Source organism: Pseudarthrobacter sp. J47 (assembly GCF_049810315.1).
Taxonomy (GTDB): Bacteria; Actinomycetota; Actinomycetes; order Actinomycetales; family Micrococcaceae; genus Arthrobacter.
This window is the reverse complement of the sequence record NZ_CP187358.1, coordinates 3616468-3638767: the sequence shown is the minus strand read 5'-3', so window position 1 is coordinate 3638767 and position 22300 is coordinate 3616468. Positions and strand designations below refer to the sequence as shown.

Genomic DNA, 22300 nt, shown 5'->3' with positions numbered 1-22300 from the left:
GCGGGTTCAGGCCGGGAGTGGTGGCTGCCAGGTGGTGAGCCGGCCGCACATTCCGTACCCGGCGGGCCCTGGCCGGGGGTGCGCGCGGGCCACTGCAGCGCCGGAAAGCGTCTCCGCGGATCCGTGTTCCAGGGCATCCAGTGCCCGTGCAGTGGCCTCGACGTCGGCACGGACCTTGTCCTCCCAGATGTCCCGCCACTTCGCCACTTTGGGCCGGACCAGCGCGGCGGCCGCCTGGTGGAACCGGGCCAGGGCTGCAGGGCCTTCAGCCGCGATCGCCTCCCGAAGTTCCTCGTATCCTTCCAGTGCCAGATCACGACGACGGCGGGCCGCGGCCGCCACTACGTCCTCGCCTTCTTCCCGTCCCGGCAGGGTGGCGTTGGCGGCGTACAGTTCGGGATCGGCCAGGATGTGCGGCGGGAAGGTCAGGACGGCGTCCCCGGCTTCGGGAAGGCCTGCGTTGGACATGATCACGTTCAGCGCCAGCGAGTCCGTGTTGACCAGCCGGTGCACGGTGCCGGGGCTGAACCACAGCAGGGAACCGGGGCTGAGGTCATGCTCGGCCGCGCCCGTCATGCTCAGCGTCTGCACACGGCCGGATCCGCCGGTCACCAGGTAGGCCTCGGAGGAAACGGTATGCAGGTGCGGGGATCCGCCGCACAGCCCGTCGGCCGCTTCCCAGTCGTAGACCTTCAGCGCGCTGACTGCCGTGCCGCCAGGAAAACCAGGCAGCGGAGGCGCCGGAAAACCAGGTGGCGCCGGAAACCCGGGCAGGGAAGGACCCGGTGCGCTTTCCGGGCCGGTCATCGCCCCGCCGTTTCCCTCAGCATCCCGGCGGCACGGTCCGCGAGCCCGGTGGCCCGGCCGGCGTCGGACGTTCCATCGGCGATGACCACGGCGTACCGGAACCGCAGCCTGGACCCCGCTGTGAACAGGACTTCCTCGCTGAAGAACGGCGCCGGTCCCATGCAGGGGAAGGGCTCGCTGCGGGCGAACCACTCCGGCTGCGGGTGGCCTGTGGAGGGATCGTCCACCATAACGATCGTGGAGAAGCGGCAGGTTTCGTCGTGCTGGCCCACGAAGGCCAGCCAGGGTGCCCGCTTGCCGCGGAGCTCCTCGCCGGTGGCGCCGCCCGGGCCAAGTATGGTGCCGCCGGTGAAAGCCCGCGGCCCGCGCCAGAACAACCCGCCGTAGCCGGCATTTTCGCGGCCTTCGGTGGTGGGGGAACCGATGTGGATGTCCGCGCCGGACACGTTGGTCATGGCCGTTTCGAAGACCAGCGTCCAGCTCTCCGCGTCCTCACCGGGCACTGCCTTGAAGGAGCGTTCCTCCTCAACCACCAGGGCTCCCTGCTGCGTGATCCACTGGAGGCTGTGCGCAAAAGTGAAAGTCCCGGCGTCGTCCGCTTCCGTGGTGGTGTGCTGGTGGCGCATGGCTCCGTTGTTGGGCAGCCACTGGTAGTCCTTGCCGCGGCGGTAGCTGGGCCCGCCCCAGAAATTGTCCGGGCCCAGGTGCGGCAGGGACCAGGCGATGCCCTTGTGCCAGGTGTGGTCGTGCGGGCGGTACGCGGTGACCACGTCCCCACCGCGGGTCCGCAACGGATGGAAAAACGGCCGCGGAGATTCGTTCTGCTCATCCGTGGCGACGTACGTGTACTTAAGGAGGGTGACGCCGTCGAACGCCACCTCCACGGCCTGGCCGTCGTCGTTCCACTCCAGGCCGGTATTCTGCGCGCGGTTGGCGGGGGCGTCAGGAAGGGTGTGGCTCATGCGTTGCTCGTCTCCAGTTTCCAGGGTTCCAGCCGGCCGTCTGCGCGGTCAAAGAACGGGTTTCCTTCGGTGATGCTGCCGCTGCGGACAGTCTGCCCCGTGATGGCGCTGGAGTAGATGCCGGCCGCGAGTTCCATGGTGGCATAGGCGTCCGACAACGTGACGGGGGGCTTTCCTGGGGCTCTTGGGGCTTCGGTGGTGGGGGCTGCGAGGATCCGGCGGTACTGGGCCGCATGTCCACTGGTGCCCTCGGAGGTGTCTGCGTCCCAGAGTTCCTGCAGGTGCTCCATGCCGGGCGCGGGGGTGAACCGCCAGTGCGAATCGTCGTAGCCGTACAGGTGCTCCACCTCCACCGTGGCGTTCTCGTAGTCGAAGCGCAGTTGCGAGGTTTCCCGCGGCGAAATGACCGAGTTGATCACGGTGCTCAGCGCTCCGGACCCGAAGCGGACCACGGCCATGGACACGTCCTCCGTTTCGGTGCGCCTGGCCAGCCTGCCCGCGAACGCCGTTACCTCCTGCCACGGACCCCACAGGTGGAGGAGGAGATCGAACTGGTGGATGCCGTGTCCCATGGTGGGGCCCCCGCCCTCGACGTCCCACTGCCCGCGCCACGGCACGTCGAAGTAGGCCTGGTCCCGGAACCACAGGGTGTTGCAGTAGCCGGTGAGCGGTTTTCCCAGCGCGCCGGAGCGTTGCAGCCTTTCCAGCTTCTGCGCCGCGCCGCCGAACCGGTGCTGGAAAATGCAGCTCACGCTCTTGCCGGACGCCGCTTCCGCTTCCTGGAGTTCCTTGAGTTCACGCAGGGACAGGGCCGGCGGCTTTTCGACCACCGCGTTGAGGCCAAGTGCCAAAGCCTCCTTCGCCAATAAAGCGTGCGACGACGGCGGAGTGCAGATTGCCACCACGTCCAGTCCCAGCCGCGCGGCTTCCTCGAGGCTGGCCGCCGTGGCTGCGATTCCCCAGGTAACGGCGAAATCTTTCGCGCGACTTGGGTCGATGTCCACGGCCACCACCAGTTCGGCGCCGCCTTCTGCCAGGGCCTGGGCGTGTGCGGCCGCGATGCCGCCGGTGCCGATGATGCCTGCGCGGACCTTCTTCGTGGTTCCGCTATGGGCGTTGGCGGCTTGGGTTGCGGCCTGCTGAGCCCCGGCCGCGTTGCCGGGGAGTTGTGGCGGGTTCATGGGGTCCTAAGCAAAGGGAGAGGGTGGGTCGTCGTCAATTATGTGATCGATCACTTTTTGAGTCAAGGGTTTTTGGAAAGCCCATTCCCGGCCCAGGCGAGAAGGGGATCTCGACAGGCTCGATCACCGGGCTTTGTCCGGCCCAGGGGAGAACGGGATCTCGACAGGCTCGATCACCGGGCTTTGACAGGCTGGATTACCAGGCTCGGTCAGGCGTGCGGGATTACTGCGATGGCCGTCTTGTTCGGCGGCTTGACCGGCAGGAGGACCAGGAGGCCGAGCAGCAGGACCACCATGATGCCCAGGATTCCCCAGCGCTGCGCCTCGCCCGGCGCCACCAGGGGAGTGGCAATGGCGATGCAGAGCGTGAAGAGGGCGGGGGCAAGGAAGCTGACTGCCCGGCCGGTGGTGGCGTAGAGGCCAAAGAGCTCGCCTGATTCGCCGTCCGGGGCAAGCCTGGCAAGGTAGGCGCGGGATGACGCCTGCGCCGGGCCCACGAACAGGCAGAGGAACAGCCCGAACACCCAGAACGTGGTGCTTCCGGCCCAGGCCATCCCGAAGAACGTATAGCTGCCGTTGCCCAGCACCAGGATGACGGTGCCCGCGATCAGCAGGCCTACCAGTGAGCCAATGATGACGTTCTTGGGGCCAATCTTGTCGTCCAGGAAGCCGCCCAGGATCGCGCCCACTGCCGCCACCACGTTGCCGAAGATCGCGAAGATGATCACCTGGGGCAGGGTGAAGCCGAACGTCCCGGCCGCGATGACGCCGCCGAACGTGAAGACGGCCGCCAGTCCGTCCCGGAACACGGCACTGGCGAGCAGGAAGAAGATGGTGTGCGGGCTGGTCCGGTAGATGGCCTTGATCCGCCTGAACAGGAGCCGGTAGGAAGCAGCGATGCCCAGGGTTTTGGCGTGCGGGGGCTTGGGCAGTTCCGGGACGGCGAACATCACCGGCAGCGCGAAGATCAGGAACCACAATGCCGAGAACACTGCCACGAGCCGGATGTTGAGCCCGTCGTCCGTAGAAGAGCCGAACCAGTCGAAGCTGGGCTGGACGAAGAGCTGGAGTACAGCAAGGAGCGCGACGATCCCGCCCAGGTAGCCCATGCCCCAGCCGAAGCCGCTGACCTTGCCGATGGTCTGCGGGGTGGAAATCTGGGCCAGCATGGCGTTGTAGTTCACGCCGGCGAACTCGAAGAACACGTTGCCCAGCGCGATCAGCGTGACGCCTAACAGCAGGAACTCGGCTTGCGGGTACACGAAGAAACACAGCCCTGTCAGGACGGCCACGGCCACGGTATTAACCGCGAGCCACAGCTTCCGGCGCCCGCCCGTATCCGAACGCTGCCCGGTCACCGGCGCCAGCAAGGCGATCGCGACGCCGGCAATCGCCAATGCCCCGCCCAGCAGTGCGGAGGCGGCGTCCTCGCCGCCAAAAGCGTCCGATGTCAGGTAGACGGTGAAAACGAAGGTGGTCATCACCGCGTTGAAGGCGGCGGAGCCCCAGTCCCAGGCGGCCCAGGCCAGGACGCGGCCCTTGTTGGTGACCTGCGGGCCTGCCTCAAGTTCCGACGTCGGAAACGGGGCCCCGGGCGCGCTCGCGGTGTTCATACGCTGATGCTAGCCCCACGCGCCGCGCCACTGGAACAAAGCGCCACCTGAACAGCGGGAACGGCGGCTCCCGCGGTCAAACCGTCAGTGGCTGGTTGGTAAACTGGCCGGACTGACATCTTACGAATGAACCGCCTGCTCTAACTTTTGATAATCGAATCCCTGACGTTGCGGAGATACCAGTGATCACAGTCCTTGCCCTGCACTTTGTGGTGGCTGCTGTGGCTCCGGTTTTGTTCAGGAAATTCGGCAGGAGCGCGTTCTACGGCCTCGCAGTGGTTCCTGCAGGCTCCTTCATCTGGCTCCTTTTCCAGCACCCTGCCGTCTATTCGGGCCAAGGGCGCATCCAGGAAGTCCTCCCGTGGGTCCCGGGCCTGCAGCTGGAACTGGCCTTCCGGATGGACGCCCTGGCGTGGGTGATGTCCCTGCTGGTGCTGGGCGTCGGGGCGCTGGTGCTGGTCTATTGCGCCAGGTATTTCCACAAGGACGATCCCGATCTGGGCGGATTCGGGGCGCAGTTGCTGGCCTTCGCTGGCGCCATGTTCGGCCTGGTTACGGCAGATGACCTTCTCCTGATGTTCATCTTCTGGGAGCTCACTACCGTCCTGTCCTACCTGCTGATCGGCTACGCCCGCACCCGGCTCTCAGCCCGGCGCTCTGCGTTGCAGGCCCTGATCGTCACCACCGCCGGTGGCCTGACCATGCTGATAGGCCTGATCATGCTCGGATTCACGGCCGGGACCTATCGCATCTCCGAAATCCTGGACAAAGCCCCCACGCTGGTTGAGGGGCCGGCGGCCGGAACTGTTGCCGCCGCCGTCGTACTGGTCCTGGTGGGTGCCATCACCAAGTCTGCGCTGGTCCCGTTCCATTTCTGGCTGCCCGGCGCCATGGCCGCCCCCACCCCGGTGAGCGCCTACCTGCATGCGGCTGCCATGGTGAAGGCTGGCATCTACATCGTGGCGCGGCTGGCCCCCGGGTTCGCGGAAACGGCGTTCTGGCTGCCCATAGTGCTGGGGCTGGGCCTGGCCACCATGCTGGTAGGCGGTTACCGGGCGCTGCGCCAGACGGACATCAAGCTGATCCTCGCCTACGGAACGGTGAGCCAGCTGGGCTTCCTCACCATGGTGGTGGGACTGGGAACGCCTGATGCCGCGCTCGCCGGGCTGGCCATGCTGCTGGCCCACGGCCTGTTCAAGGCCACGCTGTTCCTGGTGGTGGGCATCATCGACCACCAGTCCGGGACGCGTGACATCGCCAAGCTGTCCGGTGTGTTTGGCTCCGCGCGGGCGCTCGCGATTGTCGCCGGGATCGGCGCCGCGTCCATGGCCGGGCTGCCCCTGATGGCCGGCTTCGTGGCCAAGGAATCGGTGCTGGAGGCGTTCCTGCACCACCTCGAATCGGATCCCACCAGCCCATGGCCCCTGGTGGTCCTGGCGGGTGTAGTGCTGGGATCGGTGCTGACCTTTGCCTACAGCGCGCGGTTTATGTGGGGCGCGTTCGCCACCAAACCCGGCGTGGAGCGCACGCCGTTCAAGCCCATTACGCCCTCCTTCCTGGCGGCGCCGGCCGTGCTGTCGCTGCTCACCATTGTTTTCGGCGTGTGGCCGGTTCCGGTGGATGCCTGGATCCAGCCCTACGCCGCGCTGTTTACTGAAGCGTCCGACGCCGGCACTGCCGTTGCGGAGGCCGGGCACCTGGCGCTGTGGCACGGTTTCAACGTGGCACTGGGGCTCAGTGCGTTGACCTTCGTGCTGGGCGGGGCCATGTACCTGGGCCGGGCCTGGGTTTCGCGCATGCAGGACCGTGTTCCGGGCTGGCTGGATGCGGACCGCGCATACCAGCTGACCATCGGCGCCCTGGATGACGTCGCCGTGTGGGTCACCGGGCGCACCCAGCGCGGTTCGCTGTATTTCTACCTGGCCGTGATCCTGAGCATGGCTGTGGCGCTGCCGCTGTCCGCCATGCTGGTGGCCCGCAAGCCGCTGCCCGGCGGCCTCTACCTCGTTGACCCGAACTCGCCGCTGCAACTGGTGGTGGGCGCCGCCATTGTGATCGGGGCGGTGGCTGCCGTCCGCGCCAACAAGCGCTTCCTGGCCGTGCTGATGGTCTCCGTCACCGGGTACGGAATCGCCCTGATGTTCGCGTTGCAGGGCGCGCCGGACCTCGCCCTGACCCAGATGCTGGTGGAAACCATCATCCTGGTGGCCTTTGTGCTGGGCATGCGCAGCCTCCCCGCAGAACTGCGGGACCGGACCGGCGGCAAGTACCGGCTGGTCCGGGTGATCATTGGCGTGGCGTTCGGCGTCACCATGATCTTCGTGGCCGTTTACGCCATGGGCGCCCGCGTTGCGGCTCCCGTTTCGCTGCAGTTTCCGGAACTGGCATACGACGGCGGCGGGGGAGCGAACATCGTCAATGTCACCCTGGTGGACATCCGGGTTTGGGACACCTTTGGTGAGATCGCGGTCCTGGCGCTGGCCGCCACCGGGGTGGCCAGCCTGATCTTCATCCGCGGCCGTGGGGACCGCATCAGGCCCGCCGCCACAGGGGATGGCTGGACGGACCGCGGCAGCAACGTCGATCCCGCCTCCCGCGAAGGCGCCGCGCTGGGCCTCTCCCGCAAATTCGCCTCCTCCGCCCGGGACGCCTGGATCGTGGCAGGGCACACCCTCGCCCCGGAACGCCGGTCCATTATTTTCGAAGTGATCACGCGCCTGCTGTTCCACTCGATTGTGATTTTCTCCCTGTACCTGCTTTTTGCGGGGCACAACCTTCCGGGTGGCGGGTTCGCCGGCGGACTGATGGCCGGGCTGGCCCTGACCATCCGCTACCTGGCAGGTGGCAGGTTCGAGCTCCGGGAGGCAACCCCGATCAGCGCCGGGAAGCTCCTGGGTGCAGGCCTGGCAACAGCGGCTGCATCCGGCGTCGTACCTTTGCTCCTGGGTGCCCAGGTGTTCCAGACGGCCATCCTGCATTTCTGGCTGCCCGTCTTCGGGGACATCAAGTTCGTCACCTCCACGCTGTTCGATATCGGCGTGTACATCGTGGTGGTGGGGCTGGTGCTGGACGTCCTGCGCAGCCTGGGCGCGGAGATCGACCAGAACATCGAATCGGGCGAGGCCCCGGGCGGGCGGATCCCTCCGGATGACATGGATGACGACGAAGAAGAGTTCGCCGTCCACGCCGAATCCACCCCGTCCGGAGGCGCATCATGAGTATCAACCTCACACTGCTGTGCGTGATGGGCGCGCTGTACGCCTGCGGCATCTACCTGCTGCTGGAACGCAGTCTGACCCGCGTGCTGCTGGGCCTGATGATGCTGGCCAACGCCACCAACCTGCTGATCCTGATCACCGGCGGCTACGCCGGGCTGGCACCCCTCTTTGACAAGGACACGGAGGCTGGGGAGTACAACGATCCCCTGCCGCAGGCGCTGATCCTCACCTCGATTGTGATCTCCTTCGCCGTCACGGCGTTTATGCTCGGCATCATCTACCGCACCTGGGTGTTGGGCCGCCGCGACGAAATCCAGATCGACCTCGAGGACCGCAGGGTGGCACGCACGCCCAGCTTCGACGCTGAGGACGACGCCGAGGTCCCCCTGGAGACGTCCGAATTTCCGCTGATACCCAAGGATAACGGCCAAACCATCAAAACAGGCAGCGGCAAGATGGCCGCCAGCGACGCCGTACTCGAAGAGAAACCAGGTTCCAGGAATGTCACTCCCGGTCCGGACGGAGGCCTGAAGTGAATCTTGCAAGCCTGGCGCCGCTCGCCGTCATCCTGCCCATCCTGGGCGCGGCCGTAACGTTTGTGCTGTACAGGCATTCGCATGCCCAGCGCGCCGTGAGCATTGGCCTGCTGTCCCTGACGCTGCTGCTGGAATGCGCGCTGCTGGCTTCCACGTGGAGCGGCGGGACGTACGCGGTGAACATTGCGGGCTGGTTGCCGCCGTGGGGGATCGTGCTGGTGGTGGACCAGTTTTCCTCGCTGATGCTGGTGGTGTCCTCAGCGGTGAGCCTTGCCGTGCTGGTCTACGCCACGGGGCAGGACATGGCCGACGGCGACTCCGACTCGCCGGTGTCCATCTTCCACCCCACCTACCTGATCCTGGTGGCCGGGGTGTCCAACGCCTTCCTGTCAGGGGACCTGTTCAACCTTTATGTGGGATTCGAGATCCTGCTGACGGCAAGTTATGTGCTGATGACCCTGGGCGGAACAGGCCCGCGCATCCGGGCGGGCGTGACCTACGTGGTGGTCTCGGTAGTGTCCTCGGTGCTGTTCCTGATCTCCATCGCCATGGTCTACGGCGCCACGGGCACCGTGAACATGGCGGACCTGGCCATCAAGCTGGCAGAACTGGACCAGGGCACCAAAACACTCCTGCACGTGATGCTGCTGGTGGCGTTCGGCATCAAGGCCGCTGTGTTCCCGCTGTCCTTCTGGCTGCCGGACTCCTACCCCACGGCCCCGGCTCCGGTCACCGCAGTGTTCGCGGGCCTGCTCACCAAAGTGGGCGTCTATGCCATGGTCCGGACGGAGACGCTGCTCTTCCCGGGCGACTCCCTGAACACTCCGCTGATGGTGGCGGCGTTACTCACCATGGTGGTGGGCATCCTAGGCGCCCTGGCCCAAAGCGACATTAAACGTCTGCTGTCCTTTACCCTGGTGAGCCATATTGGCTACATGGTGTTCGGGCTGGCCATGTCCTCCGTGGCAGGGCTGGGCGCCGCCGTGTTCTACGTGGCGCACCACATCACCATCCAGACCAGCCTGTTCCTGGTAACTGGCCTGATCGAACGCCGCGGCGGCAGCTCCTCCATGGACCGGGTGGCCGGCCTGGCCAAACTGTCCCCTGTGCTGGCGCTGCTGTTCTTCATTCCTGCCATGAACCTGGCAGGCATCCCGCCGTTCTCCGGCTTCCTGGGCAAGGTTGGCCTGATGCAGGCCGGCATTGAGCTGGGTACTCCGCTGGCGTACGCGCTGGTGATCGGCGGCGTGGTCACCAGCCTGCTCACGTTGCTGGCCATTGCCAGGGTGTGGAACAGGGCCTTCTGGCGCAAGCCCGAGGACGCCGAGTACCCGGACCCGGTGCTGCTGGCCGCTCCGGACGCGGACGGCTCCGCCGGAACCGGCACCACCAGCACCACCACCGTCCTGCCCCGCACCATGGTGGGCTCAACGCTGGGCCTGGTCCTGGTGGGCGTCGCCCTCACGGTATTTGCCGGCCCGCTCTTTACCGTCTCTGACCAGGCGGCGGCGGAGATGCTGGACCGGTCAGGCTACATCCACGCGGTCCTGGGCGGCGGCGCTCCGGTGCCGGCGCTGGAGTCGGGAGGCCGGCCGTGAGCCGCAAAAGGATTTCGCTCCGCCAGGAGTTGCCCCTGCTGGTGTGGCTGGTGGTGGTCTGGTGCGCATTGTGGCAGGACTTCAGCCCCGGGAACCTGCTGTTTGGCGCCTTGATCGCCGTGGCGGTGGCCCGGATGTTCTACCTGCCGCCGGTGGAACTCAGCGGCCGGTTCAACATCGTGCATGCAGTCCCGTTCGCCCTGATGTTCCTGGCCAAAGTGGTGGCCGCCAGTTTCCAGGTGATGTATTTCGCCGTGGTCCACGGGCCGCGGGTGACCAAAGCCGTCGTCGCGGTTCCGTTGCGCAGCCACCAGGACCTGCTGGTGACGGCCACCGGGCACGTCCTGTCGCTGATTCCCGGTTCCCTGGTGGTGGAGGTGGACAGGTCCTCGTCCACGCTGTACCTGCACACGCTGAACGTTGCGGATTCCGACGGCGTGGCCCGGGTCCGCCAGGAAGTACGGAACATTGAGGCGGGGCTGATCAGGATCATGGGCACCAGGGAAGAACTCGACGCTTTGCGGCAGGAGGCTACGCCATGATGCAGATTGTCCTGACCGTGACGGCGGTGATCCTGTCCGTCGCGGCCGCCGGCGCCATTCTCCGCATTGCACGCGGGCCATCACTGCTGGACCGGGTGCTGGCGGCCGACGTACTGCTGGCCATCCTGGGTGCGGCGCTGTGCATCGATATGGCGGTTAACCGGCACCTGAACAACCTGATGCTGTTGGTGGCCGTTTCGCTGATCGGGTTTGTTGGCTCCGTTACCGTTGCCCGGTTCGTCGCTGACAGGCGGGAGCAGCCCCGTGAATCCTGAGCCTTCAACAGTGGACCTCGTGATCGATTCGGTGTCAGCCGTTTTTATGGTGGTGGGCGCGCTGATGTCCCTGGCCGCGGCCATTGGCCTGCTGCGCTTCCCTGACCTGCTTAGCCGCATGCACGCTGCGACTAAACCGCAGGTCCTGGGCCTGTTCCTGCTGCTGGCCGCCATCGGGCTCCAGATGCGCACGTTCTGGGTATGGCCGGTGCTGCTGATTGCCTGGCTGTTCCAGCTGCTGACCGTGCCGGTCTCTGCCCACATGGTGGGCCGGGCAGGTTACCGGACCAAGCACCTGCACCGCGAGATGCTCACCACTGACGAGCTCGAAGCGGTGGTCCAGGCGGCCACGTTGACGGGCCGTCAGGACAGCGCCGATTCGCCGCACACCGCGCTCACCGCCAGGGACGCCGCCGTCGAGCCTGACGCCTGGCCTGCGGAAGAAACGCCGGGTGATGGTTCCTCCGGAAAGTAGGTCCGGCGTCGTCAGCCTGCTTAGGATAGCCACCAGGTTCAGCAACAGATCAGGGCTGGTCAACAGATAAGGGGCGCCCGCCATGCCGATGTGGCTCCAGGCATTGATGTGGGGATCGGTGGCCGGCGGGGCCCTGGTGCTGGGCGCCGGCATCGCGTGGCTGTGGAAAGTTCCGGCCAAAATCGTCTCCACCGTGATGGCTTTTGGTGCCGGCGTCCTGATTTCCGCGCTGGCCTTTGAGCTGGTGGGCGAAGCCGTGGAGACCGGAGGCTTGCTGCCCACGATCTTCGGGTTCCTGCTGGGCGCCCTGATTTTTGTGGGCTCCAACGTCCTCCTGGCCCGTGCGGGGGCCAGGCACCGCAAGCGCTCAGGAGGCCGCCAGCCTTCCGAGGAGGATTCGCCGGGCAGCGGTACGGCGATTGCAATCGGCGCGCTGATCGACGGCATTCCCGAATCCGTGGTGCTGGGAGTGGGAATGTTGGTGGGCGGAACGGTGAGCCCGGCCATGCTGGCGGCGGTGTTCATCTCCAACGTCCCGGAGGGCCTGTCCAGTACCGCCGGCATGAAGAAGTCAGGCCGCAGCCCCGCCTACGTCTTCGGCACCTGGATCGGGATCGCGGTATTCAGCGGGCTGGCCGCCCTGCTCGGCTACACGGCCCTGGAAAATGCCCCCGCCGAGGCGATCGGATTTATCACCGCCATTGCCGCCGGGGGCATCCTGGCCATGCTGGCGGACACCATGATTCCGGAGGCGTTCGAGGAGCACCACAACCTGACGGGGTTAACCGCCTCGGTGGGGTTCCTGGCCGCGTTCAGCATCCACTACCTGGGCGGCTGAGGGCTGCGGCTGACGCCTGGTGCCCTAGACGATGTCCTGGGTCTTGGCGAAACGCTTGATGGCGCGCTGCGTGCCGCGGTTGGTCAGGACCTGGATGACGGTGCTCACCACGGCGGAAACCAGCGCGAAAGTGAGTGCTGAACGCAGGGTGGTGGGGACGTCGTCTTCCCTGCCTGTGGGCGGCTTGTTTCCGGTGGTCTTTTCCCACACTTTGTTCACGACTTTGGTGCCCGCGAAGCCGGCGCCAAGGCTGATTCCGGTTCCGAGCAGTTTGATGAGGAGGTTCATAACGTGGGCTCCTTGCGGGTGGAAACATGGACTTCCCTTAGCCTAGCGTCCGGCCGCGGGCCTACGGCGCCTTGGCCAGCCCTTCCGCCTTAACAGTCCACGCGGCGGGAAAGCCTGGCGCGTGCGTGTCCGGTCCGTTGTCCCAGCCCGCGGCCATCAGCGCGACTGCCGCGAGCAGCCCGCCGTTGCCCGGAAGGTAGAGCGGAAGCGCGTCCGTCTGGCGGTTGTGTCCGTTGGCCAGGAAGGTGTTCTTGCCGGCGTTGAGCAGCAACGCGTCAACCGCGGTTTCCGGCTCGCCCAGCCTGGCCGCCGTCATGGCCATCACCGGGTAGTCCCAGCCCCAGGTGCTCTGCCAGTCCCAGTCCGCCAGCACCTCCTTGAGCGTGGCCCGCATCGTTTCGGCGTCGATCAGGTCCGTCTGCGGCAGGAATCCCAGCGCGCACAGCATGGACGGGTGGTCCGTGCGGATGGTGAAGGGTTCGACGTCGATTGCCTGGTAGGTGCCGTTCCGCACCAGGGGTGCCGCCATGCCGTCGGCCACCTCGCGCCAGAGGGGCGGCACGTCAAGGCCCAGGCGTTCGCGCCATTGCCCGGCAACCCGCAGCGCCCATTGCCAGTAGGCCAGCTCAAAGGTGGGATTGGTGAGCGTGGCCCGCATGGACTCGTAGCTTTCCTGCGCCGGGATCAGGGGCGGGCCCAGCTCAAAACTACGGCCGGTCCGGTGCGCGAAGCTGGCCATAAAGGCGGCGGACTCGAACACCACCTCCGCGAATTCCTCAAGGAGTTCCGGCGACGGCGAGGCCCGGTAGGCGAGCTCTGCGAGGTAGATGGGGTGCGGTTGCTGCCAGATCAGGAAGGTGCCGATGGGGCTGGGGCTCTCCCGCCCGTCCGGTCCCACCTGCTTGGGCCAGCGGACGCCGTCGAACCCCTGGTCTCCAGCGGTGGCGCGCGACGTTTCCAGCACCGCGCGGTACCAGCGCAGCGACGGCAGAAGCAGTTCGGGACGGTTCCACAGCGCAAAATGGGCGGCGTGCCACCAGTGCATTTCCAGGTGGAAGCGGCCCCGCCACGAGTTGCACACCAGCCCGGTCTCCTGCGGCGGCAGCGACCCTGCGCAGTTGATGGCCGTCAGGTACTGCGAAAGCACCACCCGGCGCTCCAGTTCCGAGGCGCGCGGATCGCCATGTCCGTCAAGTTCGACGGCGGCGCCACTGTTCCAGAATTCCGGCCAGTAGGCGGCGGAGGCGTTGGCGACGGCGGTGCCAGGGGTGGGCTCATCGGTGTCCGGTGTACCCGGGGCGTGCGGGAGCCCGCGTGGAATGCAGCAGCCGGTTCCGTCCGGGGTGAAGCCAAGGGAGATGTCCAGGGTCTCCGGGGTTTCTTCTGTGCTGGTGATGCGGATGCGGTGCGGTGCTGACTGGCTGACGTGCGCGCTGCCATTGATAGCCACCTGGTAGCGGGAACCGTCCAGTTCGCGGGCCACGAGCCAGGTTTCGGTGTTGTTGTTGGGGCGGGTGGTGTCCCGTGACAGCGTGGTGGTGTGGGCGTTGGGGCTGTTCCAGGCTGCGGCGTTGTGCCAGGATTCCGAGCCGTAGGGGAAGGCGATGGAGACCACCAGTCCGCGGGCGAGGGCCGGCGAGTTGATCCGGAGGCCGACGTCGTCCCGGTCCGGATGGCACGCCGTCGTCACTCTCACGGGTTCGCCGGCAACGGTGAAACTGCTGGTGACGATGCCGGTCCAGAGGTCCAGGGTCTGCGTTGCCTCACCGATATCGGCCGGTGTCAGGGCCTGCTCCACGCCGTCCACCGTCAGCGCGAAGCCGATCCGGCCCAGGTCCAGCCGGTGCGGATTCGCGCGCAGCCAGGTCTCCGCCCTGGTGGTGCCGTCTTCCTGGCTGTCCACAATGCGGCCCACCATATCCACATAGGGGACTGGCCCGCGTGGGGAGTCATAGAGCACCGTGGAGCCGGCCAGTTGGTAATCCTCCTCCGCCGGGGTTGAGTGCCAGCCCCACTGCGCCTGCGTTCCCAGCAGCGTTCCGGGGTGCTCGCCCTCGGCGCCCACAGGGTAGGACCCGGGAAACGACTGCAGCCCGGTGAGGTCCACCGTAAAGGCGAACTCGCCGTTGCCCACCGAGACAGGGCTGCGCGGATCCAGACTGCGCTGTTCCACGTTGTGTCGCCGGACCAGCGCTTCGCGGTTGATGGCATTCGTGGTGGTTCGGGCCTGCACGGAGGTTCTCCTGGGGTTGTCGACGCTGCGCTGATAGTTGCCTGTCGCTTAGAAAACGGTTTCTCAAGCTGCTTCAAGTCTTCGGTTCCGCCCCGCTTGTGTCAACCACCATCCAAAGGCCCGGAACAGCCCGGGGCGTTCGCGAACCCTGCTGGTAGGGTCTGCCCATGGATGAAAAACTGGGGATGTTCATCGACAATTTCGCCGAACTGGTTCAGCTCGCGCAGTCGGGCCAGCACAGGGCACAGCCTGGAACGCAGGTGCGGGACGCGCTGACGGAGCACCTGGGCGCAGCCGCGGAGACGCTCTCGCAGGTGGTGGAGGAGATACCGCCGCACCGTTTTGTGGATGCGGACATCATCATGGCGGACATCGCTGGTGAGAGCCCGGGCTTCCGGCTGGTGGGGATCGGCGGTGGGGACCAGCGGAATCACCTGTCACTCAGTGACATGTTGCAGCAGTCGCGGTTCTTCCAGCAGTTCCCGATGTCCCAGCCGGACTACAGGAACCTGGCCGTGGGGCCGGATGAACAGCGGCAGGCCGTGGCCATGGGCCTGTGGCTCTTCGAATACAACGGCAAACCCGCGGCGGTCTGGCAGCGTGACGCCAACCCCCGGTTCGGGCGGCCCACGGCTTCCCTTGAAGTCCTCGCGGCGGACACCGGTACCGCAGCGGACTTCCTGGCTGAGTTCCGGCGTCGGATGCAGCAGCAGAGCGTCCTCAAAGGCCAGATCATTTCACTGGTGATGGGGGAGTATGGTCCCAGCGCTGCGGGGGTTACCTTCCATTACCGCCCCGACCTGCCGGCGTCGGAAGTCATCCTGCCTGACGGCCTGCTCCAGAAGGTATCCGACCACGTGGTGGGCATCGCGGAGCAGCGGGAAGCGCTCAGCCGGCACGGCCAGCACCTCAAGCGCGGCGTCCTCCTGTATGGCAAGCCCGGTACCGGAAAAACGCACACCGTCCGTTACCTGCTGGGCCGGAGCGAGGAAACAACGGCGATCCTGCTGTCCGGCGGGTCCCTGGCCAGGATCTCGGAGGCGGCCACCATGGCCCGGGCTCTCCAGCCTTCAGTAGTGGTGCTGGAAGACTGCGACCTGATTGCCGAGGACAGGAGTTTTGGCCACGGCCCCCAACCGCTGCTGTTCGAGGTGCTGGACGCCATGGACGGCCTGGACCGGGACGCGGACGTGGCGTTTATCCTCACCACCAACAGGGTGGACATGCTGGAGCGGGCGCTCGCCCAGCGGCCCGGACGGGTTGACCTGGCCGTCGAGATCCCGTTGCCGGCAATGGACGAACGCATCCGCTTGGTGAAGCTGTACGCTCGCGGGATCCCGTTCAGCAAGGACGCCATCGAGGATGCGGCGGCGCGGACCGAGGGGACTACGGCGTCCTTCGCGCGCGAACTGGTGCGGCGCGCGGTGGTGAGTGCCGCCGTCGAGAATGTTGCTGTTGGCGACGCCCACCTCGGTGCCGCGGTGGATTCACTGATGGACGACGCCGAGGCCCTCACCAGGAGCCTGCTGGGCAGCGGCCAGGATGCGGGTCCCGATGCCGCTGGCTTCGGGGCGCCCGGCTTTGGCCCGCCGGGCGTTGGCGGATCACGTATGCCGGGACCCGGCATGGCGGGACCGGCACGGCGCTAGGTCAGGCTGGTGCCCCGGGGACCACGCACCGGAACGATGTCCCGGACGGCGGAAACAGCAGCAGCCGCACTGCCATAAGTCAGCAGTTCCTCCAGCAGGAATTTGGTGGGGCGCATGAGCTGGAGGTTTCCGGCAGCCTCGGCAGCGAGGATGTCCGCCACAGCCATCCACTGCGAGGTGCTGGCCTCGGTGGTCTGGTGCCGGGGTTCCTGACCGGGGCGGAGGGCGGCCAGGAAGAAGTAGGTGTCAAAACGCTTGGGCTGGTCCGGCGGGGTGACCCAGTTGGCCCACGGGACCAGGGCATCGGCGTCGAGCATCAGGCCTGTTTCCTCGAAGACCTCGCGCCGGGCGGCGGCCAGCAGCCGGGACGCGGCGTCCTCCTTGCTGACCGGGACCACGGGACCGGCACCCGATTCCGGTTCGCCTGTGCGGTGCCAGGCTTTGGGATGAACCTGTACGACGGCGGTGGGAAAGTCCCAGCCGGAGCCGTCCACGGCATCCACCCGGCCGCCGGGGAAAACCACCATTCCGGCGGCGAAATCCATGGTGGAGACGCGGTGCTGGATAAAGACCTCAAGCCGGGGCCCGGAGGCAGTAACGGGATCAACAGCGTCCCGGACCAGGATCACGCTGGCGGCAAGCCTGGCCTCAACGGGCACAGGGTAGGCGTCGGGGGTGTTGTCCGCGTCCGTCATGCGCCGCTCCTTCGTTGGGACCACTGGCAGGACCACAGCGGCCCGCCAATGCGGGCCCGGTCCCTGCCAAATATAACCGTAACGCGGAGGGATCCAGGGGCGCCGGGTGTAAACTGGACCAGCCCATAAGGGTGGATTTATCACGACAGGGGAGCGCCGCCGTCGTACTCCGCAGTAATGCGAAGACGGATGGGCGCTGAGAGTGCGGGCTGCCGCAGACCCTCGAACCTGATCCGGTTAGTACCGGCGCAAGGGAGTCGAGTTCTCAGAGTTGCCGGACCGGGCCTGGCCCGCCGGAAGACTCTCCCCTCCTGTTTCCTCAGGAGGAAGACATGACAACAGTAAGCGTTAAGAAGACCAGTAAGAGCTGGCGCGTTGTGGACATTGTGGTTGCTGCGCTGATCGCGGTGACCGGTGGCGTGATTTTCTGGGCCTGGTCCCTGGGCGCCGGTGCGGTGTCCACGCCGATGAACGCTGTGTACCCGCCGCTGACCGGCCTGATCGCCGGCGGCTGGATGATCCCCGCAGTGCTGGGCATGCTGATCATCCGCAAGCCCGGAGCCGCAATCTTCTGCGAGACCGTGGCTGCCACCGGTGAACTGATCATGGGTTCGCAGTACGGCGTCACCGTGCTGATCTCCGGCCTGCTGCAGGGCCTGGGCGCCGAACTGGTGTTCCTGTTCCTGGTCTATGGCCGCATGAGTACCCGCAGCTTCCTGCACCAGAAGTACAACCTGACCGCCGCGCTGCTGGCCGGTGCCGCCGCGGGCCTGTTCTGCGGCCTGAACGACTCCTTTATGCCGTGGGGCTGGAACATCCTCTACCCGGGTGCGGACAAGCTGGTGTACATCATCTTCTGCGCCATCTCCGGTGCCATCATTGCCGGCGCGCTCTCCTGGGTGGCCACCCGCGGCCTGGCCCGGACCGGTGTGCTGAGCTCCTTTGCATCGCGCAAGGCAGCTACGGAGCCCGTCTTCAGCTGATGCCAACAGCCGACGACGGCGGCCGCCCCGCCGCCATTACCGCCCAGGGGTGGGGGTGGCGGCACGCCGGACGGACCACACCGGCCGTGGCCGGCCTGGACCTGGACATCCGCCCCGGTGAGCGGGTCCTCCTGCTGGGCCCGTCCGGATCCGGCAAATCCACGCTGCTCCATGCCCTGGCCGGGGTACTGGGGGACGAGGAGGACGACGCCGACGAGTCCGGTTCGCTGCTGATCGACGGCGCCCCGCCCCGCGAGCAGCGCGGCCGCGCCGGGCTCATGCAGCAGGACCCGGAGACGCAGGTGGTGCTCTCGCGCCTGGCGGACGACGTCGCTTTTGGCGCCGAAAACCTGGCCATTCCGCGCGACGAGATCTGGCGCCGGGTCCATGAAGCGCTGGAGGACGTGGGGCTGCGGGATTCGGGTTCTGGCTCTGGCTCTGGTTCGGGCTCTGTCGGCCGTGGGCTGGCACTGGACCACCCGACGTCGGCCCTCTCCGGCGGGCAGAAGCAACGCCTGGCGCTCGCCGGAATCCTGGCCATGCGCCCCGGGCTGATCCTGCTGGACGAACCCACCGCCAACCTGGACCCGGCCGGTGTGCTGGAAGTCCGCGACGCCGTGGCCCGCTGCCTGGACAAAACCGGCGCCACGCTGGTGGTGGTGGAGCACCGGGTGGCCGTCTGGAAAGACGTGGTGGACAGGATTGTGGTGCTCTCGCCCGGAAGCAGCGGGTCCGGCGTGCTGTTCGACGGGCCGCCGGACCAGGTGCCGGGCCAGGCCCGCGAACTGCTCACGACGGCGGGAGTCTGGGTGCCGGGGTACGTTCCGGCCACGCGCGCGCGGACTTCGCCGGCGTCAGATCCTGCGGTTCCTGCGGCCATGCTGCTGGCCGCCGAGAACCTGGCAGTTTCCCGGGCAAAGGCCACCCGTCAGGGCTTCCGGAAGGTGCCGCCGCGGGCCGTGCAGTCCGGCGTCCACGCCGTTGTCCGGGCCGGGCAGGCGTTGACCATCACGGGCCCGAACGGCGCAGGCAAGTCCACCGTGGCGCTGACCCTTGGTGGGCTGTTGGCGCCTGTGGCTGGGACTGTTTCTGCCGCCGTCGAGCTTTCCCGTGGTGCCGGAATTGATCCGTACAAGTGGAAGGCGAAGGAGCTGATTGCGCGGATCGGCACGGTTTTCCAGGAGCCGGAGCATCAGTTTGTGACCAGCCGGGTGCTGGATGAGCTGACGTTCGGGCCGCGGCATCTGGGGCGTGGAGACGAGCGGGTGGATGCGCTGGTGGAGCGGTTGCGGCTTACGCACCTGGTGGACGCCAACCCGTACACGCTGTCCGGTGGCGAGAAGCGGCGGTTGTCCGTGGCCACCGTTTTGGCGGCGCATCCGCAGGTGTTGATCCTGGATGAGCCCACGTTCGGGCAGGATGCGAATACGTGGGCGGAGCTGGCATCGCTGCTGTCTGAATTGCTGGACGCCGGGACGGCCGTGGTGTCCGTGACGCATGACGCCGAATTCACGCACGCCCTGGGCGGAACGGAGCTGCGGCTTACATGAGGCAGGAACTGACCATCCGGGGCAGCTACGCGCTGTTGACCCGGAGTAATCCGCTGGCCAAGTTTGCCGCCGTCATTCTTATCTCGATGGTGTTGGCGCTGTCCGTTGACTGGGTGTCCGCGTCGGTGGCTTTGGTGGGTGAGCTGGCGGTGCTGCCGCTGGCCGGGCTGACGCTGGGGCTGTTGTGGCGACGGGGCTGGCCGCTGATCATTGCCGCCGTGGTGGGTGGCTGGAGTACGGCGATCATTGCCGAAGATTCCGGGGCTGTACTGGTCGACGCCGGCATCTGGACCATCAGCGAGGGCTCCCTGGAGTTGGGGTTGGGGTTCCTCCTGCGAGGTTTGGCGATCGCATTGCCGGCCGTGATTTTGATGAGCTGCACGGATCCGACGGACCTGGCTGATGCGCTGGCGCAGAAGGCCCGGCTGCCGCACCGCTTTGTGCTGGGGACGCTGGCGGCGATGCGGCTGGTGGGTTTGATGGCCGAGGAGTGGCAGACCATCGGGATGGCCCGGCGTGCCAGGGGAGTGGGCTCGCATGGAAGTCCGTTGCAGAGGTTGCGGGCGACGTTGGGGCAGAGTTTCGGGTTGCTGGTGCAGGCGCTGCGCCGGGCCACGCGGCTTGCGGTGACCATGGAGGCGCGCGGGTTTGGGACGTCGGAGCGGACGTGGGCCCGGGAGTCGACGTACTCGCGGCTGGATCTTTGGGTGGTGCTGGGCGGAGTGGTGATCGCTGCCGCCGCGGTGAGTGCCGCCGTCGTGGTCGGGACGTGGAACTTCGTTTGGTGAGGTGGCGGTTGGTTTGGCCGATGTCATCCCGTTGCTCGTTCATTTCCAGGGAATATCGGGTGGTCTGAAACACGCCCGCTGCAGGAATATCTCCCCGGGAATCGGTCTTGTCGCCATTGGCACGAGCAGGACACTACGAGGAGGACCATGACTATCGGCACAGGATCAACGGCGGGCGCTGGACGTACGGCTTTGGTGGTGGGAGCCACCGGGATCGCGGGATCCGCCCTGTTGGACACCCTGACAGGCGAGGGCTGGGACGTCCTCGCTCTCTCCCGCCGGGCCGGGGCGGAGCGCGCCGGGGTTCGGTGGCTGTCCGCGGATCTGACCTCGGCTGCATCCCTGACCAGTGCGCTCGGCCCGGAGAATCCCTCGCACGTCTTTTTCACGGCCTGGTCCCGGCGCGACACCGAGGAGGAGAACATCACGGTCAATGCCGGCATGGTTCGGGATCTCCTCGCTGCACTCCGCGGCAAGGACGTGGCCCACGTTGCCCTGATGACCGGCCTTAAGCATTACCTCGGACCCTTCGAAGCATACGCAGCCGGAGAAATGGCTGACACGCCCTTCCACGAGGAGGAGCCGCGCCTGCCGGTGCCGAACTTTTACTACGCCCAGGAGGATGAGCTCTGGGCCGCAGCGGCAGAGCAGCGTTTCACTTGGTCGGTGCACCGTGCGCACACGGTGATTGGGCATGCGGTGGGCAACGCCATGAACATGGGCCTAACGCTCGCCGCCCAGGCCACCCTTTGCAAAGAGAGCGGCGAGCCGTTTGTCTTTCCGGGATCCGAAACGCAATGGAACGGCCTGACCGACATGACCGATGCTGGCCTGCTGGCCGAGCACATGCTCTGGGCATCCACGACGCCCCAGGCCGCAAACGAGGCCTTCAACATCGTCAACGGCGACGTGTTCCGCTGGCGTTGGATGTGGCCGAAACTTGCGGCTTACTTCGGTGTGGAATGGGAGGGGTACGAGGGCGAGCCCCGGCCCCTCGAGCAGTCCATGGCAGGGCGGGAGGACCAGTGGAGGGAACTTGCCCGGCGCCATAACCTCAGCGAGCCGGACTTAGAGCGCGTTGCTTCCTGGTGGCATACCGACGGCGACCTGGGGCGCAACATCGAGGTGGTGACAGACATGGGCAAGAGCCGTGACGCAGGGTTTACCGGCTACCGCCGCACGCTGGATTCCTTCATTGCACTTTTCGACCGCTACAGGGCGGACAAACTCATTCCCTGACTGCTCACTTGGCGGCGCTTGGGTCTGGTGTTTTCCGGGCGTGTGCGGCTACGGCGCAACCCATGTTATAGATTGACTGCGCGTGGCGAACTACGCCGGGCTGACGACCTCCAAGGAGTCCTGGTGCCCCGCCCCAAATCTGCGTTTTTGTCGGTCGACTCAATAGTTGGGGCTGCACTGTCCTTGGTTGATTCCACGGGCGATTTTAGTTTTCCCAAGGTGGCGCGGGAACTCGGGGTCAGCCAGGCCGCCCTGTACAACTACATTGACAATCGCGAACACATAATCGAGCTCATGCGGGGGCGAATCTTTTCGGCGAGGCAGCCCTTGGACACTCAATCCCTACCCTGGGATGATGCGCTAAGGATGCTGGCCCACGAATACCGCGATTGTTTGGTGGGCCACCCCCGGCTGGTGCCCCTGTTGGTGACCCAAACCGTGCAGGACCTCGGTGTTATGGGCATCTACGACGACATGGCGAAGGTCTTGGGTAAAGCGGGCCTGGTACGTTCGGCCATCGCCCCGGCAATCGCCACCTTGGACTATCTTGTCCTTGGTTCCGCGATGGAACTCACTGCGCCGGAGGTCGTTTGGTCTCCTCCGCAAGGGCAATTCCCGGCGTTGTCGGAAGCCATCAGCGATCTGGGTTCAGCTGCGGAACGATCGAACACCGCATTCTCCTTCGGTCTGGAGACACTGCTGGAAGGTATCCGGGGAGTCACAAAAGACGAGTTTCTGAAAACCTTTCAGTAAACCCTTGTGCTGGGTGGAGTGCATCTCCATAATAAATGAAGGTCATTCATTTTGTGATGCCACTCACTCCATTCCAG

General features: G+C 66.3%; 20 protein-coding genes and 1 riboswitch. Of the genes, 13 read left to right on the top strand and 7 right to left on the bottom strand.

What is annotated here, in order from left to right:
• Window positions 1–6 precede the first annotated feature (6 nt).
• The 4 genes from ACPJW8_RS16755 to ACPJW8_RS16740 all read right to left on the bottom strand — a co-directional run bounded on the left by ACPJW8_RS16755 (window position 7) and on the right by ACPJW8_RS16740 (window position 4563).
• Window positions 7–807, bottom strand: coding sequence for a cupin domain-containing protein (locus tag ACPJW8_RS16755; protein WP_330189190.1), 801 nt, complete (start codon window positions 805–807; stop codon window positions 7–9).
• A complete protein-coding gene (locus ACPJW8_RS16750) occupies window positions 804–1769 on the bottom strand; it encodes a PmoA family protein (protein WP_330189191.1) in 966 nt (321 codons plus the stop codon). The genes ACPJW8_RS16755 and ACPJW8_RS16750 overlap by 4 nt, the downstream gene beginning before the upstream one ends.
• A complete protein-coding gene (locus ACPJW8_RS16745) occupies window positions 1766–2950 on the bottom strand; it encodes a Gfo/Idh/MocA family oxidoreductase (RefSeq protein WP_330189192.1) in 1185 nt (394 codons plus the stop codon). The genes ACPJW8_RS16750 and ACPJW8_RS16745 overlap by 4 nt, the downstream gene beginning before the upstream one ends.
• Before the next feature lie 209 nt (window positions 2951–3159).
• Window positions 3160–4563, bottom strand: a complete 1404-nt coding sequence (locus ACPJW8_RS16740) for an MFS transporter (RefSeq protein WP_330189193.1) — start codon at window positions 4561–4563, stop codon at window positions 3160–3162.
• Window positions 4564–4745: 182 nt separating this feature from the next.
• Between ACPJW8_RS16740 and ACPJW8_RS16735 the strand changes: the two genes are divergently transcribed.
• From ACPJW8_RS16735 to ACPJW8_RS16705, 7 genes are all read left to right on the top strand, one after another.
• Window positions 4746–7781, top strand: a complete 3036-nt coding sequence (locus ACPJW8_RS16735) for a Na+/H+ antiporter subunit A (RefSeq protein ID WP_330189194.1) — start codon at window positions 4746–4748, stop codon at window positions 7779–7781.
• On the top strand, window positions 7778–8317 hold the full coding sequence (locus ACPJW8_RS16730) for a Na(+)/H(+) antiporter subunit C (protein ID WP_330189195.1): 540 nt from the start codon (window positions 7778–7780) through the stop codon (window positions 8315–8317). Before ACPJW8_RS16735 ends, ACPJW8_RS16730 begins: the two co-directional genes overlap by 4 nt.
• Window positions 8314–9915: a Na+/H+ antiporter subunit D gene (locus ACPJW8_RS16725; protein ID WP_330189196.1), complete on the top strand. Its 1602-nt coding sequence runs from the start codon at window positions 8314–8316 to the stop codon at window positions 9913–9915. The genes ACPJW8_RS16730 and ACPJW8_RS16725 overlap by 4 nt, the downstream gene beginning before the upstream one ends.
• Window positions 9912–10457, top strand: a complete 546-nt coding sequence (locus tag ACPJW8_RS16720; protein WP_330189197.1) for a Na+/H+ antiporter subunit E — start codon at window positions 9912–9914, stop codon at window positions 10455–10457. Before ACPJW8_RS16725 ends, ACPJW8_RS16720 begins: the two co-directional genes overlap by 4 nt.
• Window positions 10454–10732, top strand: a complete 279-nt coding sequence (locus ACPJW8_RS16715) for a monovalent cation/H+ antiporter complex subunit F (RefSeq protein WP_330189198.1) — start codon at window positions 10454–10456, stop codon at window positions 10730–10732. Before ACPJW8_RS16720 ends, ACPJW8_RS16715 begins: the two co-directional genes overlap by 4 nt.
• 46 nt (window positions 10733–10778) lie before the next feature.
• On the top strand, window positions 10779–11207 hold the full coding sequence (gene mnhG / locus ACPJW8_RS16710) for a monovalent cation/H(+) antiporter subunit G (protein WP_425256486.1): 429 nt from the start codon (window positions 10779–10781) through the stop codon (window positions 11205–11207).
• Window positions 11208–11289: 82 nt separating this feature from the next.
• Window positions 11290–12045: a ZIP family zinc transporter gene (locus ACPJW8_RS16705; RefSeq protein WP_330189200.1), complete on the top strand. Its 756-nt coding sequence runs from the start codon at window positions 11290–11292 to the stop codon at window positions 12043–12045.
• A 24-nt stretch (window positions 12046–12069) separates the two neighbouring features.
• Here the strand turns inward: ACPJW8_RS16705 and ACPJW8_RS16700 are convergent, their stop codons facing one another.
• Window positions 12070–12333 (bottom strand): DUF4235 domain-containing protein, encoded by a 264-nt coding sequence (locus tag ACPJW8_RS16700; protein WP_330189201.1) that lies wholly within the window; start codon window positions 12331–12333, stop codon window positions 12070–12072.
• Window positions 12334–12394: 61 nt separating this feature from the next.
• Window positions 12395–14566: a hypothetical protein gene (locus ACPJW8_RS16695; protein ID WP_330189202.1), complete on the bottom strand. Its 2172-nt coding sequence runs from the start codon at window positions 14564–14566 to the stop codon at window positions 12395–12397.
• Window positions 14567–14733: 167 nt separating this feature from the next.
• Here ACPJW8_RS16695 and ACPJW8_RS16690 point away from each other — a divergent pair, with 167 nt between their 5' ends.
• A complete protein-coding gene (locus tag ACPJW8_RS16690) occupies window positions 14734–16215 on the top strand; it encodes an AAA family ATPase (protein ID WP_330189203.1) in 1482 nt (493 codons plus the stop codon).
• Here the strand turns inward: ACPJW8_RS16690 and ACPJW8_RS16685 are convergent.
• Window positions 16212–16910, bottom strand: coding sequence for an NUDIX hydrolase (locus ACPJW8_RS16685; RefSeq protein ID WP_330189204.1), 699 nt, complete (start codon window positions 16908–16910; stop codon window positions 16212–16214). The two genes, ACPJW8_RS16690 and ACPJW8_RS16685, sit on opposite strands and share 4 nt — an antisense overlap.
• 137 nt (window positions 16911–17047) lie before the next feature.
• Window positions 17048–17183: riboswitch (TPP riboswitch) on the top strand.
• A 59-nt stretch (window positions 17184–17242) separates the two neighbouring features.
• On the opposite strand from ACPJW8_RS16685, the gene ACPJW8_RS16680 reads away from it, so the two are divergent.
• From ACPJW8_RS16680 to ACPJW8_RS16660, 5 genes are all read left to right on the top strand, one after another.
• Entirely contained in the window at window positions 17243–17893 is a 651-nt protein-coding gene (locus ACPJW8_RS16680; protein ID WP_330189205.1) for an ECF transporter S component, read from the top strand.
• The gene (locus tag ACPJW8_RS16675; protein WP_330194383.1) at window positions 17893–19443 is read left to right on the top strand and encodes an ABC transporter ATP-binding protein; all 1551 of its coding nucleotides are present in this window, start codon (window positions 17893–17895) and stop codon (window positions 19441–19443) included. The genes ACPJW8_RS16680 and ACPJW8_RS16675 overlap by 1 nt, the downstream gene beginning before the upstream one ends.
• Window positions 19440–20231, top strand: a complete 792-nt coding sequence (locus tag ACPJW8_RS16670; protein WP_330189207.1) for an energy-coupling factor transporter transmembrane component T — start codon at window positions 19440–19442, stop codon at window positions 20229–20231. The genes ACPJW8_RS16675 and ACPJW8_RS16670 overlap by 4 nt, the downstream gene beginning before the upstream one ends.
• A gap of 147 nt (window positions 20232–20378) precedes the next feature.
• Entirely contained in the window at window positions 20379–21470 is a 1092-nt protein-coding gene (locus ACPJW8_RS16665) for an SDR family oxidoreductase (protein ID WP_330189208.1), read from the top strand.
• A 123-nt stretch (window positions 21471–21593) separates the two neighbouring features.
• On the top strand, window positions 21594–22223 hold the full coding sequence (locus ACPJW8_RS16660) for a TetR/AcrR family transcriptional regulator (protein ID WP_330189209.1): 630 nt from the start codon (window positions 21594–21596) through the stop codon (window positions 22221–22223).
• Window positions 22224–22300: the final 77 nt, after the last annotated feature.